The organism is Phytobacter sp., assembly GCF_059074235.1.
The window spans coordinates 68,936-84,289 of sequence record NZ_JCACPZ010000009.1 but is presented as its reverse complement, the minus strand read 5'-3'; the positions used below and the strand labels follow the sequence as shown (position 1 = coordinate 84,289).

Below are 15,354 nucleotides of genomic sequence, written 5' to 3'. Positions count from 1 at the left end.
GGGCGCTGTGCCGTAAAGTTAAGCGCGCAGGCCCGTTTCTTAGCCAATCAGGACGAGGATTTATTCTTCTGCAACGTCTCTTTGACCTGCATGATCAGTTCGCGACGAAAATCGCCAAGGCGTGGCTTGTCATCTTCCATCCAGGGGAGTGGCCGGCAAAGCTCCATCGCTTTGATGCCCAGGCGGGCGGTCAAGAGCCCGGCACCAATGCCCTGTGCGGCACGGGCTGAGAGGCGAGCGGCCAGGTCCTGTGACATCCAGTCCAGTCCGACTTCACGTACCATCTCGCTGGCTCCCGCGAAGGCAATGTTCAGTAGCACCAGGCGGAATAAACGTAGCCGACTGTAGTAGCCCAGTTCGATACCATAAAGCGCGGCAATACGGTTGATCAGGCGTAAGTTGCGCCAGGCGATAAACGCCATGTCCACCAGCGCCAGCGGACTGACCGCAATCATCAGCGTGGACTCGGCTGCAGAACGGCTAATTTCACGCCGGGCCTGGCTATCCAGCACCGGCTGAACGATACGGGCATAAAGCGACACCACTTCCCGGTCATTCTGAGTTTCGTGAATAGCGGCATACCAGCGCTGCAGCGCCGGATGCGCATGGTCAATACCCGCCTGATGGGCAAGGTGTTCGCAAAACGCCCGGCCTTTGCCGCTGCCGTGGCTATGTAGCAAGTCTCGCGCTTCGTCACGCGCCTCGGCACGCTGGCGCAACCGCCATAAGCGACGCCATTCGGTAGCAACCGAGCCGACTCCGGCCCCGACAATCAGCGCCCCGGCGGCACATCCGCCCATCGCCACCCAATCCTGCGTTTGCCAGGCATTCATTGCCCATTGCACGCCTTGCCCCACAACGCTTATGCCGAAGAGCGCCATGCCGGCTAACACCATTTTGCGCCACAGGCTGCGTTTAGGCCGCAATGCTGATTCCACGGCGGCTTCTGCCAGCCCGTCTTCGCGACGCTCTTCCAGGCTGACGGGGGAAAAATTATCGACCTGCTCGGTACTGAACGTCTGTGCAGCCTTCACACGGGTCTCACTTTCCGCTTCCAGCGGACCGGAAAAATCGATACGCGGTTTAAGTGGCTCGGTCATCGCAATTTATCTCCCAGTAAAAATTCCAGCGCGGCATCCAGCCGGATATGCGGCAACGGTTTATCCACATCCAGCGCCTGAGGGCGGAATGACTCGAACTGGAAGCCCTGCTTATCCCAGAATGCCTGCCCCGGTAGCCTTGCGGGCACTTCACCCGGGTAAAAGGTCAGCGGTTCGCCATCATTGAGGCGATGCCCACGCAGCGCCGGGATCTTCTCCCCGTTCACATCAATCAGGCCACTTTGCGTTGCCTGTACCGATGCCAGCCCTACACAGTCCATGCTGATGCCTTCAAAAGCGGCGTTTTGCCAGGCGTCCTGAATCAGTTGCTGGAGCAGAGAAACCATGTTGCCGTGCTGATCAATCGTCACATGGTCAGCCTTGGTGGCCGCAAACAGCAGCTTATCAATGACGGGGGAAAACAAACGTCTGAACAGTGTGCGCTGCCCATAGTGGAAACTCTGCATTAATTGGGTCAGTGCCAGTCGCATATCGTTGAAGGCGTGCGGCCCGCTGTTTAGTGGTTGTAGGCAATCCACCAGCACAATCTGGCGGTCAAAGCGCAGAAAGTGATTCTTATAAAAATCCTTCACCACATGCTCGCAATAGTAGTTAAAGCGTTCACGCAGCATGCCTGCATTGGTTTGCTTCCCGGCCTGCGCCAGTTTCGCCTCTCCAGTGGCATCAACATCCGGCCAAGGAAAGAATTGTAATGCAGGCGCACCGGCCATCTCGCCTGGCAGCACAAAGCGTCCTGGCTGAATAAAATGCAGTCCTTCACGTTTGCACTGATGCAGATAATCGGTCCAGGCGGCGGCAATTTCCGCCAGTCGGTTCTCATCCGCAGGTGCAAGCGGATCAAGGCCTTCACTAAGTGTGCGCCATTTAGCAGACCATTCGCCACGTTGCCCCTGCAACAGTCCTGTCATTTGTCTGGACCAACTCAAGTAATCCTGTTCCAGCATCGGCAAGTCAAGCAACCACTCTCCCGGATAATCGACAATTTCCAGGTACAGCGTAGAAGTCTCTTTAAAGTGGCGCAGGAGTGAGTCCTGAGAGCGGAAACGCAAAGCGAGGCGGATTTCACTCACCCCGCGCGTCGGCGTCGGCCATGCTGGCGGCGAGCCGTAAAGCTGCGCCAGGCCTTCATCATAGGTAAAGCGGGGGATACCGAAGTCCCGCTGTGGCACACGCTTCACGCCAAGCAACCGCTCTTCACGAACCGCGCTGAGCAGCGGCAGTCGCGCCCCTGCGTGGATATTCAGAAGTTGATTCACCATCGCCGTTATAAACGCGGTTTTACCACTGCGGCTCAGCCCCGTCACCGCCAGTCGCAAATGACGGTCCATGCCCCGGTTCACCAGGGCATTCAGTTCATTTTTCCAACGTTCAATCGCCATTCCGTGCCGCCATGAAATTTGAAAATCCAGTATCAGAATAAATAAGTAAGGGTTTTAGAGCGAGTATTCAAGGCGACGCGGTGAGTGCGCCGCCGTGGAGATAATGTGATTTACGGCTTGGTAAAACGTTTTGAAACTTTGCTCGCTGCCCGGTTCAGTAACGGTTCCAGAGCGAAGGCCAGCAGTAATTTTACTGGACGGCGGGCGACGGATTTCACCGCCCAGCCGGCCACACCTGCCGGGCCAAAACGCAGCGCGGCAAGCAGAGCCAGTTTCCCGGCGATTTTTACGCCCGGTTTGATTTTTTGAGTTGCCTGTTGCCATTTCGCCATGGAGGTTTACCTCGTCATTAAAGCTGTCGGAAGCGGCTGCGCAGAGAGAAAGTGTCTGAAGTCACATAGCGCTCCATCTGCCGCAACCTTTGTTCTCCGGCATTCAATTCTGCATCGACCCTGTCCAGCAGTTCACGGCTGGTGGGGGCGTTTTCGTCTTCATCAAGATGATCCGGCATAGGATCCAGTACAAAGGTCATGATGATGTATGCCACCACAACCGGGAAAAACAGGCCAAACAACATGGCGAGGACGGTTATCAGTCGAATTAGTTTGACCGGGACATCCAGATAGTGTGCCACACCAGCACAGACGCCTTTCACCATGCCCTGCTGTGGAATACGCCAAAGTTTTTTATTCAAATTTAAACCTGCCATCAGCGATCTCTCCAGTTGGGATGCTCCGCATCGAGAATATCTTCCAGCGCCTGAATACGTTCGCGCATGCGTCTTGCGTCATCGGTCAGTTGCCCCAGTCGCTGCTGCTCACTTTGCGAGAGTTCGCCTTGTGAGGATCGATTGTTGTAATGCAACCAGAGCCAGACCGGTAAAACAAACAGGACGAACAGCGTCAGGGGAATAGCCAGAAAAAGCGCGCTCATGTGTACTCCTTACAGGTGATAATGGAGCGGCATCTCCCGATGCCGCGCGAATAACGTTACTGGTTATCCTGTTTCATTCTGGCTTTCAGTTGCGCCAGTTGCTCGCTGATTTCATCGTCGGCTTTCAGCTCAGAAAACTGCTGATCCAGCGTTTTCTGTTTGCCAAAACCGTGGCTTTCCGCTTCGGCTTCCATCTGATCAATACGACGTTCGAAGGATTCGAAACGCGCCATCGCTTCATCAATTTTGCCGCTGTCGAGCTGACGACGCACATCGCGGGACGAGTTTGCCGCCTGGTGACGGAGCGTCAACGCCTGCTGGCGCGCACGGGTTTCGCTGAGTTTGTTCTCCAGCTCGCCAATCTCTTTTTTCATGCGGGTCAGGGTTTCGTCCACCAGCGTGACTTCCTGCTCCAGCGTACCGATGATGTCCGTGACTTTCTGTTTTTCGATGAGTGCAGCACGCGCCAGATCGTCTTTATCTTTACGCAGTGCAAGCTCAGCTTTTTCCTGCCACTCTTCCTGCTGTGCCGACGCCTGTTCAATACGACGCGTCAGCTGTTTTTTCTCCGCCAGCGCACGTGCCGATGTAGAGCGCACTTCCACCAGCGTGTCTTCCATTTCCTGAATCATCAGACGCACCAGCTTCTGCGGGTCTTCTGCTCTTTCCAGTAGCGAATTAATATTGGCGTTCACGATGTCGGCAAAACGAGAAAAAATACCCATAATCGGTTCCTCTTGATTTCTGTAATCGGGCACTGCCCTGCTCTCTGGCTATTACAATCTTCGTGCCAACTTTTAACTTATTGATTTTACTACCAACCAACAATTTTACCGTTTCGGTTTTTTAGGCTACAGTGGTGAATAACACTAACAAATAGTGAAATTCATCATGAGTGAACATAAAGACAATCTGCTCGGCGAAGCCAACAGTTTTCTCGAAGTACTGGAACAGGTTTCTCGCCTCGCGCCGCTCGACAAGCCCGTGCTGGTCATTGGCGAGCGCGGTACAGGTAAAGAGCTGATTGCCAACCGCCTGCATTATCTCTCTTCCCGCTGGCAGGGGCCGTTTATTTCACTCAACTGTGCTGCATTAAACGAAAATTTACTCGATACCGAGCTGTTCGGGCATGAAGCTGGCGCGTTTACCGGGGCGCAAAAACGCCATCCGGGGCGTTTCGAGCGCGCAGATGGCGGCACCCTCTTTCTTGATGAACTCGCCACTGCCCCCATGCTGGTGCAGGAAAAACTGCTGCGCGTGATTGAATATGGTGAGCTTGAGCGTGTGGGCGGCAGTCAGCCGCTGCAGGTGAACGTTCGCCTGGTGTGTGCTACCAATGCCGACTTGCCGGAGATGGTCTACAAAGGCACCTTTCGCGCGGATCTACTCGACAGACTGGCGTTTGACGTTGTGCAATTGCCTCCGCTGCGTCAGCGTCAGAGCGATATCATGTTGCTCGCAGAACATTTCGCTATCCAGATGTGCCGTGAACTCAAGCTCCCACTCTTTCCGGGCTTTAGCAACCGGGCACGGGAAACGCTACTCGATCACCGTTGGCCAGGAAACATACGTGAGTTGAAAAACGTGGTAGAGCGCTCAGTCTACCGCCACGGTACCAGTGAAAGCCCGCTGGACGAGATTATTATCGATCCCTTTAATCGCAATACTCCCCCTAATCAGGATTTGCCGCAGTCGACGCCGACAGCCCCTTCGCTACCCATCGACCTGCGTGCGTTCCAGAATCATCAGGAACATGAGCTGCTGGTCGATAGCCTCCAACAGGCTAAATTCAACCAGAAACGGGCCGCTGAGTTGTTAGGTTTAACCTATCACCAGTTCCGCGCACTACTGAAAAAACATCAGATAAGCTGAAATCGCCGACAATAGCAGCAGTCACTCTCAGAGTTTTGTACGCAGCCCTGGCAAGTGCGATACACTTTGCACATGAATCTAAAAACGTTGAATAAATCATGCGTCAGGTTTTCTCCTTCCTGCTGTTGACCGCAAGCCTGTTGTCGGGTGAAACCTTGGCCGCGTCGCCTCAGTCTGCCAGTGCAGATATTCGCGACAGCGGCTTCGTTTACTGTGTGAACGGACAGGTCAGCACTTTTAACCCGCAAAAAGCGGGAAGCGGATTGATTGTGGATACGTTGGCAGCGCAATTATATGACCGCTTACTGGACGTCGATCCGTATACCTATCGGCTGGTGCCAGAATTAGCAGACAGTTGGGAAGTGCTGGATAACGGCGCGACATACCGTTTTCATCTGCGTGAGGGGGTTAATTTCCAGACCACCCCGTGGTTTACTCCTCGTCGGACGTTGAATGCCGATGACGTGGTGTTTACCTTCCAGCGCATTTTCGACCGTGACAACCCGTGGCATAACGTCAACGGTAGCGCGTTCCCCTATTTTGACAGTCTGCAATTTGCCGACTCCGTTCAAAGCGTGCGTAAACTGGATAACCGCACGGTTGAGTTTCGACTGCGCCAGCCAGACGCCTCTTTTTTATGGCACCTGGCCACCCATTACGCCTCGGTGATGTCGGCAGAGTATGCCAATACGCTGGCTAAAAACGACCGCCAGGAATTGCTTGACCGCCAGCCTGTAGGCACTGGCCCCTTCCAGCTTGCCGAATACCGTGCAGGACAGTACGTACGGTTACAGCGCCACGCCCATTTCTGGCGCGGCACGCCTTTGATGCCGCAGGTGGTGGTGGATTTGGGTTCCGGTGGAACTGGACGCCTGTCGAAACTGCTCACCGGTGAGTGTGACGTGCTGGCCTGGCCTGCCGCCAGCCAGTTGACCATTCTGCGCGATGACCCACGCCTGCGTCTGACGCTGCGCCCTGGTATGAACATCGCCTATCTGGCGTTCAACACCGACAAACCGCCATTAAATAACCCGGAAGTCCGTCATGCGCTGGCGCTGGCCATTAATAACCAGCGCCTGATGCAGTCAATCTATTACGGTACTGCTGAGACTGCTGCCTCCATCCTGCCCCGTGCGTCGTGGGCCTATGACGGCGAAGCCAAAGTGACAGCTTACGATCCCGAGCAATCACGGGCACGCCTGAAAGCGCTGGGGCTGGAAAACCTGACGCTCCGGCTTTGGGTACCGACAACGTCTCAGGCCTGGAACCCCAGCCCGCTAAAAACCGCCGAACTGATTCAGGCTGATATGGCGCAGGTGGGCGTAAAAGTGGTGATCGTTCCCGTCGAGGGCCGTTTCCAGGAAGCCCGTCTGATGGACATGAATCACGACATTACGCTTTCTGGCTGGGCGACGGACAGTAATGACCCGGACAGTTTCTTCCGTCCGTTACTTAGCTGTGCGGCTATCGATTCGCAGACCAATTTTGCGCACTGGTGTAACCGCGAGTTTGATAGCGTGCTCAAAAAAGCCCTGCTGTCTCAGCAACTGTCGGCGCGTATTGATGCCTACGATGAAGCGCAAAAGATCCTCGCAGAGGAATTACCGGTGTTACCGCTGGCGTCTTCACTGCGTTTACAGGCCTACCGCTATGATATTAAAGGGCTGGTATTAAGTCCCTTTGGTAGCGCCTCGTTCGCCGGGGTTTCGCGTGAAAAAGAAGAGGTGAAAAAGCCATGATTATTTTTACCTTGCGCCGCCTGTTGCTGCTGGTCATGACCCTGTTTTTACTGACCTTTGTCGGTTTTAGTCTGAGCTATTTCACCCCCCACGCCCCGCTCCAGGGTGCATCATTGTGGAACGCCTGGGTCTTCTGGTTCACCGGCCTGCTGCACTGGGATTTTGGCGTATCCAGCATTAACGGGCAGCTTATCTCTGAGCAGCTTAAAGAGGTCTTCCCGGCGACCATGGAGCTGTGTATCCTGGCGTTCGGTTTTGCCTTGCTGGTGGGGATCCCGGTGGGGATGCTGGCGGGCATTATGCGTAATAAATGGCAGGACAAATTTATCAGCGCCCTCGCCCTGTTGGGTTTTTCCATTCCGGTGTTCTGGCTGGCGCTGCTGCTGACACTGTTCTTCTCATTGACGTTAGGCTGGCTGCCCGTATCGGGGCGCTTTGACCTGCTGTATGAAGTCAAAAATGTGACCGGTTTTGCGCTTATTGATGCGTGGCTTTCAGACTCCCCGTGGCGCGAAGAGATGATCATGAGTGCCTTGCGTCATATGGTGTTGCCGGTGCTGACCCTCGCGGTCGCGCCTACCACTGAAGTGATTCGTTTAATGCGCATCAGCACAATCGAAGTCTTTGATCATAATTACATCAAAGCCGCAGCCACGCGTGGTCTGTCGCGTCTGACCATTCTGCGTCGACATGTCCTGCATAATGCGCTGCCGCCGGTGATCCCGCGTCTTGGCCTGCAATTCTCAACCATGCTAACGCTGGCAATGATTACCGAAATGGTCTTTAGCTGGCCGGGACTTGGACGCTGGATGATTAACGCAATTCGCCAGCAGGATTACGCGGCGATTTCTGCAGGGGTGATGGTCATTGGCTCTCTGGTCATTATTGTGAACGTGCTCTCTGATATCCTGGGCGCGCTGGCGAACCCATTGAAACATAAGGAATGGTATGCCCTACGATAGTGTCTATAGCGAAAAGAAACCGCCCAGCGCCCTGCTCACCGTATGGCGAAAATTCTATGGCGATACCCCTGCAATGATCGGCCTATACGGCTGTGCAGGGCTGGTCATATTATGCGTGTTCGGCGGCTGGTTCGCTCCTTATGGCCTCGACCAGCAATTCCTGGGATATCAACTTTTACCACCGTCCTGGTCTCGCTATGGGGAAGTCTCTTTCTTCCTGGGTACCGACGATTTGGGGCGGGATGTTTTAAGCCGACTGCTCAGCGGGGCGGCTCCGACGGTGGGAGGCGCTTTCCTGGTCACGGTTGCCGCTACCGTGTTTGGCCTGCTGCTGGGCGTTATTGCCGGGGCGACGCATGGCCTGCGCTCTGCAGTGCTAAACCATATTCTCGACACGCTGCTGTCTATCCCTTCTTTGCTGCTGGCCATCATCGTGGTGGCTTTCGCCGGACCGCATCTGTCTCATGCGATGTTTGCCGTCTGGCTTGCGATTCTGCCGCGCATGGTGCGTTCGGTCTACAGCATGGTCCATGATGAACTGGAAAAAGAATACGTCATTGCGGCCCGTCTTGACGGCGCGTCAACCATGAATATTTTGTGGTTTGCCGTCCTGCCCAATATGACCTCTGGCCTGGTCACCGAAACGACACGCTCGCTGTCGGTGGCCATTCTGGATATCGCTGCCCTCGGTTTTCTAGACCTCGGCGCGCAACTTCCGTCCCCGGAATGGGGTGCAATGCTGGGCGATGCGCTTGAATTGATTTACGTTGCCCCCTGGACGGTCATGCTGCCCGGAGCGGCCATTATGTTGAGTGTGCTGCTGGTGAACCTGTTGGGCGATGGCATACGCCGCGCCATTAATGCGGGGGTAGAATAAATGCCGCTGCTGGATATTCGTAATCTCACCATTGAGGTGAAAACCGGTGAAAACTGGGTCAAAGCTGTGGACAGGGTCAGCCTGACGCTGGCTGAAGGTGAAATCCGTGGTCTGGTCGGTGAATCCGGCTCGGGTAAGAGCCTGATTGCCAAAGCCATTTGTGGCGTCAGCAAAGAGAACTGGCGCGTAACAGCGGACCGTATGCGTTTTGATGATATCGACCTGATGCGCCTCTCGCCGCGCGAGCGCCGCAAATTACTCGGTCACAACGTGTCGATGATTTTCCAGGAGCCGCAATCCTGTCTCGATCCGTCTGAACGGGTGGGCAAACAACTGATGCAGAACATCCCCGGCTGGACGTGGAAAGGTACCTTCCTTCAACGTTTCGGCTGGCGTAAACGCCGGGCCATCGAGTTGCTGCACCGTGTAGGCATCAAAGATCATAAAGATGCGATGCGCAGCTTCCCTTACGAACTCACCGACGGTGAATGTCAGAAAGTGATGATTGCCATTGCGCTGGCTAACCAGCCACGTCTGCTGATTGCTGATGAGCCGACTAACGCAATGGAGCCGACGACGCAGGCACAAATTTTTCGCTTGCTCACCAGGCTCAACCAGAACAATAACACCACCATTCTGCTTATCAGCCACGACCTGCAAATGCTGAGCAAATGGGCTGACCGCATTAACGTTATGTATTGTGGTCAGACGGTGGAAACTGCGCCGAGCGAGGAGTTGGTGAGCACGCCACACCACCCGTACACGCAAGCCCTTATTCGCGCGATACCCGATTTTGGTAGCGCCATGCCCCACAAAAGCAGACTGAATACGATGCCGGGAGCCATCCCCCTGCTGGAGCAATTACCGATAGGCTGCCGTCTGGGCCCGCGCTGCCCGTACGCACAACGCAAATGCATAGAAAGGCCGCTGTTATCGGGTGCTAAAAACCATCTGTACGCCTGCCATTTCCCGCTGAATATGGAGAAAGAGTGAAATGGTTGAGACCCTGCTCGAAGTCCGCAATCTGAGTAAAACCTTTCGCTACCGTACCGGTTGGTTCCGTCAGCAAACTGTTGAAGCCGTGAAGCCCCTGAGTTTTACCCTCAGAGAAAAGCAGACCCTGGCGATCATCGGTGAGAACGGTTCAGGTAAATCGACACTGGCGAAAATGCTGGCAGGCATGATTGAGCCGACAAGCGGTGAGCTGTTGATTGACGATCATCCGCTCAATTACGGGGACTATTCGTTCCGTAGCCAGCGTATCCGCATGATTTTTCAGGACCCGTCGACATCGCTTAACCCGCGTCAGCGTATTTCGCAGATCCTCGATTTTCCGCTACGCCTGAATACCGATCTGGAGCCGGAAGCACGCCAGAAGCGCATCTACGAAACGCTGCGTATGGTAGGGCTATTACCCGATCACGCAAGCTACTACCCGTACATGTTTGCGCCAGGTCAGAAACAGCGTCTTGGGCTGGCTCGTGCGCTGATTCTGCGCCCTAAGGTGATCATCGCCGACGAAGCCCTGGCATCACTGGATATGTCGATGCGCTCGCAATTAATTAATCTGATGCTGGAATTACAGGAAAAACAGGGTATCGCTTATATTTATGTGACCCAGCACATCGGCATGATGAAACATATTAGCGATCAGGTTCTGGTGATGCACCAGGGGGAAGTCGTCGAGCGCGGCAGTACCGCCAGTGTCCTTGCCTCCCCGCTGCACGACCTGACAAAACGTTTGATTGCCGGCCATTTTGGTGAAGCATTGACCGCCGATGCATGGCGCCAGGATCGCTGAGACCAAGGGGGTTGTCAGTGGTCGGATTAACTCATCCGGCGACTCATGTTAGAATCGCCGCGTTTTAACAACGATCCGCGTGTTAACGCCGATCGCATAACAGTGACTATAAGGATTAAAAGCTATGGGTTTTCTTACCGGTAAGCGCATTCTGGTAACCGGCGTTGCCAGCAAACTTTCCATCGCCTTCGGTATCGCGCAGGCTATGCACCGCGAAGGCGCGGAGCTGGCGTTCACCTATCAGAACGACAAACTGAAAGGCCGTGTAGAAGAGTTTGCCGCTCAACTGGGTTCCAGCATCGTGCTGCCATGTGACGTTGCGGAAGATTCAAGCATCGAAGCCCTGTTCAGTGAACTGGTTAAAGTCTGGCCGAAATTTGACGGTTTCGTTCACTCCATCGGCTTTGCGCCGGGCGATCAGCTGGACGGCGACTATGTTAATGCTGTCACCCGCGATGGCTTCAAAATCGCCCATGACATCAGCTCCTACAGCTTCGTTGCGCTGGCAAAATCCTGCCGCGCCATGCTGAACCCGGGCTCTGCTCTGCTGACCTTGTCTTACCTGGGTGCTGAGCGCGCTATCCCGAACTACAACGTGATGGGTCTGGCTAAAGCCTCTCTGGAAGCCAACGTGCGCTATATGGCTAACGCAATGGGTCCAGAAGGTATTCGTGTCAACGGCATTTCTGCAGGTCCGATTCGTACTCTGGCAGCATCCGGTATCAAAGACTTCCGTAAAATGCTGGCACACTGCGAAGCCGTTACCCCGATTCGCCGTACCGTGACCATCGAAGATGTGGGTAACTCCGCAGCCTTCCTGTGTTCTGACCTGTCCGCAGGTATTTCTGGCGAAGTGGTTCATGTTGACGGTGGATTTAGCATCGCAGCAATGAACGAGCTGGAACTGAAATAATCCCCCATACCCCCCAATCCTGGGGGGTATTTCTTTACCCTAATAGTTCGAATTGCATCGCAACAGCACGCGCATGCATCCCCAGTTCGAAATCTGACGGGTATATGCCTTTCTGATATTTATTATCACCTAACAATCTTTCATCCCTCTCTCCGCATACGCCAGGATAATGCAGCGAAAAAGATCCGGCGTATCTGTGCAACGACGTGTCCGGATCGCCACTTTCAGACCAAGGAACGACCATGGAACAACGCCGTTTTTCTGGCAAAAGTCACTGGTATCATGAAACGCAGTCGAGTGCGCGTCAGAATCTGCCGTTATCACTGATGCCTGAAGCGGCACGCGTGGACGATCATTTTCTGCTCGACCTTTCATTACCCGATGATATGACTGAGGCGTGTAGTCGCTGGCTGATGCCGGCAAGAAAGCTCTATGGCTTACTTTTTCCTCAGCGGGTTGCGGTCAATCGACTGCGAACGCTCAGCATCTACGACAGACTAAGTACCGCCCTGACCGTGGCCCAGGTGCATGGTGTGCAACGGCTATGTAACCACTATGCCGCCCGCCTGGCTCCGTTGCCAGGTCCTGATTCCTCACGAGAGAGTAATCGCCGCCTGGCGCAGATTACTCAGTATGCCCGCCAGTTAGCCGCCTCCCCGGACATCATTGACGCACGTGCACGCCAACAGCTCGAAGACGTCGGTCTGACGGAATATGACACGATCCTGATGGTGCAAATTATTGGTTATGTTGGTTTCCAGGCGCGGGCAATCGCAGGGTTCCAGGCACTGTCGGGCCAGCCCGTGCGTCTTATTCCCGGCATGGAGATGCAGCAAGAAACCTCTGCCGCATTGTTTGACGAGCCGCATTCCGAATGGACCGCCGGGATCGTGGGTGTGGATATGCGCATTGCCAGTGCAAGGCAGCTAGAGTCGTTGGCGGCCTGGCAGCCCTTGCCCGCCTTCCGTTTGCTGGCGCCCGTGCTGGCGCATGAATCCCCCTCGCTGGATGAACTGGGGGAGATTTACTGCGGTGCGCAATCGGTACTGGTGGACGAAGAGATAACCGAACTGATAACACTCTACAGTGCAAGAATTAACGGAAGCGTTAACTGCTTCAATGAGAGCTGGCAACGCTGGACAGGTTCTGACGAACTGGCTGAAGCTGTCCGTCAGGGCGATCGTGTCCTTAAACGGCTTGGGCAAACCAGAGCAAAAGAAGCGGCGATAACCGGCAGTGTACACATCCTTTCCTGTGCCCCCGATCGCTTCAGTGCAGCGCATTTCTCCTCCCTTTTGGCACTGGGTTTTGCCGCCCCCTCAGCCATTGGAATTGTGGTCTGGTGCGGATTGTGCGGCTGGCTCAATCGGCTGAAAATTGCACTGGGCGATGTGGGCTGACGTTTTCTCTCACCCGGAGGCTAAATGCTTAGCCTTCATAGGGTATTTTTGCCCAAAGAGCGCTTGCTGCAACCCCCAGATTCGCGTAAAACTGTCAGCCGCTCTTTCAGCCACGAAAATAGAAAACTATGTTTCAGGATAACCCGCTGCTCGCGCAGCTAAAACAGCAACTTCATTCCCAAACACCTCGTGCGGAAGGTGTCGTGAAAGCCACGGAAAAAGGCTTTGGTTTCCTCGAAGTCGATGCGCAAAAAAGCTATTTCATCCCACCACCGCAGATGAAAAAAGTGATGCATGGCGATCGAATTATCGCCGTTATCCATACTGAAAAAGACCGTGAGTCCGCTGAGCCGGAAGAGCTGGTTGAACCTTTCCTGTCGCGTTTCGTCGGCAGGATCCAGCGCAAAGACGACCGCCTGTCTATTGTCCCGGATCATCCGTTAATCAAAGATGTTATCCCCTGCCGTGCAGAGCGTAACGTCACGCATGATTTTAAAGACGGTGACTGGGCCGTAGCAGAAATGCGCCGCCATCCGCTCAAAGGCGATCGCACGTTCTACGCTGAATTGACCCAATTTATCACCTTCGGTGACGACCATTTCGTACCGTGGTGGGTAACCTTAGCGCGTCACAACCTTGAAAAAGAAGCCCCAGACGGTGTTGCAACCCACATGCTGGATCAAGGTCTGGAACGTGTTGATTTGACTGCACTGGACTTCGTCACCATCGACAGTGCCAGCACGGAAGATATGGACGATGCCCTCTATGTTGAAGAGAGTGCTGATGGAAAGCTTCTGCTGACGGTCGCCATTGCCGATCCTACAGCGTGGATTGCAGAAGGCAGCGAAATCGACAACAACGCCAAAATTCGTGCCTTTACCAACTACCTGCCGGGCTTCAATATTCCGATGCTGCCGCGTGAACTGTCTGACGACCTGTGTTCACTGCGTGCGAATGAAGTTCGTCCGGTGCTGGCATGTCGCATGACCATCGACGACGAAGGCAGCATTGAAGACAACATTGAATTCTTTGCTGCCACTATTACGTCGAAAGCCAAACTGGCCTATGACGACGTGTCTGACTGGTTGGAAAATATCGGTAACTGGCAGCCGCAGAGTGAAGCCATTGCTGCACAGATTCGTCTGCTGCACCGTGTTTGCCTTGCCCGTGCGCAGTGGCGTCAGACCCACGCGCTGGTGTTCAAAGATCGCCCTGATTACCGTTTCATTCTCGGTGAAAAAGGTGAAGTACTGAATATCGTGGCGGAACCCCGTCGCATCGCTAACCGCATTGTTGAAGAGTCAATGATTGCCGCGAACATCTGTGCGGCCCGCGTACTTCGCGACAAACTCGGCTTCGGCGTTTACAACGTCCACATGGGCTTCGACCCGGCCAGCAGTGAGCAACTCGCCGCCCTGTTGAAAACCCATGGCATGCATGTTGATGCAGAAGAAGTCCTGACCCTCAGCGGCTTCTGCAAGCTTCGTCGTGAGCTGGATGCACAGCCTTCCGGATTCCTCGACAGTCGTATTCGTCGCTTCCAGTCCTTCGCTGAAATCAGCATTGAGCCAGGCCCACACTTCGGACTCGGTCTGGAGGCATACGCGACCTGGACATCCCCGATTCGTAAGTATGGCGACATGATCAACCATCGCCTGCTCAAGGCCATCATCAAAGGTGAATCCATTGAGCGTCCGCAGGCAGAGGCTACCGTACAGATGGCGGAACGTCGCCGTCTGAACCGTATGGCGGAACGTGACGTTGGCGACTGGTTGTACGCTCGTTATCTGAAAGATAGCGCCGGTACTGACGTCCGCTTTGCGGCCGAAATTATTGATATCAGCCGTGGCGGTATGCGTGTTCGTCTGGTGGATAATGGCGCAGTGGCCTTTATTCCGGCACCGTTTATTCACGCGGTTCGTGATGAGCTGGTATGCAGCCAGGAAAACGGAACCGTACAGATCAAAGGTGAAGCGGTATTTAAAGTAACTGATGTTATTGATGTCACCATTGCCGAAGTACGCATGGAAACACGTAGCGTTATTGCCCGCCCGGCCGTCTGATTATTGTTATCTGATACGCTCCCCCGAAATTTAGGGGGAGCGTTCTTCCCCTCATGGATGCGATTCCACGAGCATTTTTTCTCTAATTCCCCCACAAACCGTGTAAAACAGCCACAATAAAAAAATAACTGCGCGCAACGTCAGTCATTAACTATGCAAATTTTACGCACCCGCTATATTTTTAAACGGGACTCGTTTTATTATGAGATTGTAAATAAAAACAATACGTTTTCCCTGGTTCCCCCTTATGTACAGGTAGTTAATCCATCGTCGAATGAGTTTCCGTTGCGCTTT

15 protein-coding genes are annotated in these 15,354 nt (G+C 54.3%); 9 read left to right on the top strand and 6 right to left on the bottom strand.

Features of this window, described 5'->3' with window-relative positions:
* Positions 1–47 precede the first annotated feature (47 nt).
* From AC5JPW_RS24900 to pspA, 6 genes are all read right to left on the bottom strand, one after another.
* Positions 48–1,100: a TIGR01620 family protein gene (locus tag AC5JPW_RS24900; RefSeq protein WP_494244092.1), complete on the bottom strand. Its 1,053-nt coding sequence runs from the start codon at positions 1,098–1,100 to the stop codon at positions 48–50.
* Positions 1,097–2,494 carry a YcjX family GTP-binding protein gene (locus AC5JPW_RS24895; RefSeq protein ID WP_494244438.1) on the bottom strand — a complete coding sequence of 466 codons (1,398 nt, stop codon included), beginning with the start codon at positions 2,492–2,494 and terminating at the stop codon, positions 1,097–1,099. Before AC5JPW_RS24895 ends, AC5JPW_RS24900 begins: the two co-directional genes overlap by 4 nt.
* A 116-nt stretch (positions 2,495–2,610) precedes the next feature.
* Complete coding sequence (gene pspD, locus AC5JPW_RS24890; RefSeq protein WP_494244091.1) at positions 2,611–2,832, bottom strand: phage shock protein PspD; 222 nt, start codon at positions 2,830–2,832, stop codon at positions 2,611–2,613.
* Positions 2,833–2,849: 17 nt separating this feature from the next.
* The gene (gene pspC, locus AC5JPW_RS24885) at positions 2,850–3,209 is read right to left on the bottom strand and encodes an envelope stress response membrane protein PspC (RefSeq protein ID WP_494244089.1); all 360 of its coding nucleotides are present in this window, start codon (positions 3,207–3,209) and stop codon (positions 2,850–2,852) included.
* Positions 3,209–3,433, bottom strand: coding sequence for an envelope stress response membrane protein PspB (pspB, locus tag AC5JPW_RS24880; RefSeq protein WP_494244087.1), 225 nt, complete (start codon positions 3,431–3,433; stop codon positions 3,209–3,211). The genes pspC and pspB overlap by 1 nt, the downstream gene beginning before the upstream one ends.
* A 56-nt stretch (positions 3,434–3,489) precedes the next feature.
* Positions 3,490–4,158 (bottom strand): phage shock protein PspA, encoded by a 669-nt coding sequence (pspA, locus tag AC5JPW_RS24875; RefSeq protein ID WP_494244085.1) that lies wholly within the window; start codon positions 4,156–4,158, stop codon positions 3,490–3,492.
* 166 nt (positions 4,159–4,324) lie between these two features.
* Between pspA and pspF the strand changes: the two genes are divergently transcribed.
* From pspF to AC5JPW_RS24830, 9 genes are all read left to right on the top strand, one after another.
* On the top strand, positions 4,325–5,305 hold the full coding sequence (pspF, locus tag AC5JPW_RS24870; RefSeq protein ID WP_494244083.1) for a phage shock protein operon transcriptional activator: 981 nt from the start codon (positions 4,325–4,327) through the stop codon (positions 5,303–5,305).
* Between the two features lie 98 nt (positions 5,306–5,403).
* Positions 5,404–7,044 carry an ABC transporter substrate-binding protein SapA gene (gene sapA, locus AC5JPW_RS24865; RefSeq protein WP_494244081.1) on the top strand — a complete coding sequence of 547 codons (1,641 nt, stop codon included), beginning with the start codon at positions 5,404–5,406 and terminating at the stop codon, positions 7,042–7,044.
* The gene (sapB, locus tag AC5JPW_RS24860; protein WP_494244079.1) at positions 7,041–8,006 is read left to right on the top strand and encodes a putrescine export ABC transporter permease SapB; all 966 of its coding nucleotides are present in this window, start codon (positions 7,041–7,043) and stop codon (positions 8,004–8,006) included. Before sapA ends, sapB begins: the two co-directional genes overlap by 4 nt.
* On the top strand, positions 7,993–8,883 hold the full coding sequence (gene sapC, locus AC5JPW_RS24855) for a putrescine export ABC transporter permease SapC (protein ID WP_494244077.1): 891 nt from the start codon (positions 7,993–7,995) through the stop codon (positions 8,881–8,883). The genes sapB and sapC overlap by 14 nt, the downstream gene beginning before the upstream one ends.
* Positions 8,884–9,876 (top strand): putrescine export ABC transporter ATP-binding protein SapD, encoded by a 993-nt coding sequence (gene sapD, locus AC5JPW_RS24850; protein ID WP_494244075.1) that lies wholly within the window; start codon positions 8,884–8,886, stop codon positions 9,874–9,876. It begins immediately after the preceding gene.
* A gap of 1 nt (position 9,877) precedes the next feature.
* Positions 9,878–10,684 (top strand): putrescine export ABC transporter ATP-binding protein SapF, encoded by an 807-nt coding sequence (gene sapF / locus AC5JPW_RS24845; protein WP_494244074.1) that lies wholly within the window; start codon positions 9,878–9,880, stop codon positions 10,682–10,684.
* A gap of 124 nt (positions 10,685–10,808) precedes the next feature.
* Entirely contained in the window at positions 10,809–11,597 is a 789-nt protein-coding gene (gene fabI, locus AC5JPW_RS24840) for an enoyl-ACP reductase FabI (RefSeq protein ID WP_494244072.1), read from the top strand.
* A 242-nt stretch (positions 11,598–11,839) separates the two neighbouring features.
* A complete protein-coding gene (locus AC5JPW_RS24835) occupies positions 11,840–12,997 on the top strand; it encodes a carboxymuconolactone decarboxylase family protein (RefSeq protein WP_494244070.1) in 1,158 nt (385 codons plus the stop codon).
* A 128-nt stretch (positions 12,998–13,125) separates the two neighbouring features.
* Positions 13,126–15,060: an exoribonuclease II gene (locus AC5JPW_RS24830; protein ID WP_494244068.1), complete on the top strand. Its 1,935-nt coding sequence runs from the start codon at positions 13,126–13,128 to the stop codon at positions 15,058–15,060.
* The last annotated feature ends 294 nt before the right edge of the window (positions 15,061–15,354 follow it).

Bases quoted from the DNA above. Each gene is read 5' to 3' on its own strand.
- AC5JPW_RS24900 (WP_494244092.1), bottom strand. From the start codon at position 1,100: ATGACCGAGCCACTTAAACCGCGTATCGATTTTTCCGGTCCGCTGGAA.
- pspD (WP_494244091.1), bottom strand. From the start codon at position 2,832: ATGGCGAAATGGCAACAGGCAACTCAAAAAATCAAACCGGGCGTAAAA.
- pspC (WP_494244089.1), bottom strand. From the start codon at position 3,209: ATGGCAGGTTTAAATTTGAATAAAAAACTTTGGCGTATTCCACAGCAG.
- pspB (WP_494244087.1), bottom strand. From the start codon at position 3,433: ATGAGCGCGCTTTTTCTGGCTATTCCCCTGACGCTGTTCGTCCTGTTT.
- pspA (WP_494244085.1), bottom strand. From the start codon at position 4,158: ATGGGTATTTTTTCTCGTTTTGCCGACATCGTGAACGCCAATATTAAT.
- pspF (WP_494244083.1), top strand. From the start codon at position 4,325: ATGAGTGAACATAAAGACAATCTGCTCGGCGAAGCCAACAGTTTTCTC.
- sapA (WP_494244081.1), top strand. From the start codon at position 5,404: ATGCGTCAGGTTTTCTCCTTCCTGCTGTTGACCGCAAGCCTGTTGTCG.
- sapB (WP_494244079.1), top strand. From the start codon at position 7,041: ATGATTATTTTTACCTTGCGCCGCCTGTTGCTGCTGGTCATGACCCTG.
- sapC (WP_494244077.1), top strand. From the start codon at position 7,993: ATGCCCTACGATAGTGTCTATAGCGAAAAGAAACCGCCCAGCGCCCTG.
- sapD (WP_494244075.1), top strand. From the start codon at position 8,884: ATGCCGCTGCTGGATATTCGTAATCTCACCATTGAGGTGAAAACCGGT.
- sapF (WP_494244074.1), top strand. From the start codon at position 9,878: ATGGTTGAGACCCTGCTCGAAGTCCGCAATCTGAGTAAAACCTTTCGC.
- fabI (WP_494244072.1), top strand. From the start codon at position 10,809: ATGGGTTTTCTTACCGGTAAGCGCATTCTGGTAACCGGCGTTGCCAGC.
- AC5JPW_RS24835 (WP_494244070.1), top strand. From the start codon at position 11,840: ATGGAACAACGCCGTTTTTCTGGCAAAAGTCACTGGTATCATGAAACG.
- AC5JPW_RS24830 (WP_494244068.1), top strand. From the start codon at position 13,126: ATGTTTCAGGATAACCCGCTGCTCGCGCAGCTAAAACAGCAACTTCAT.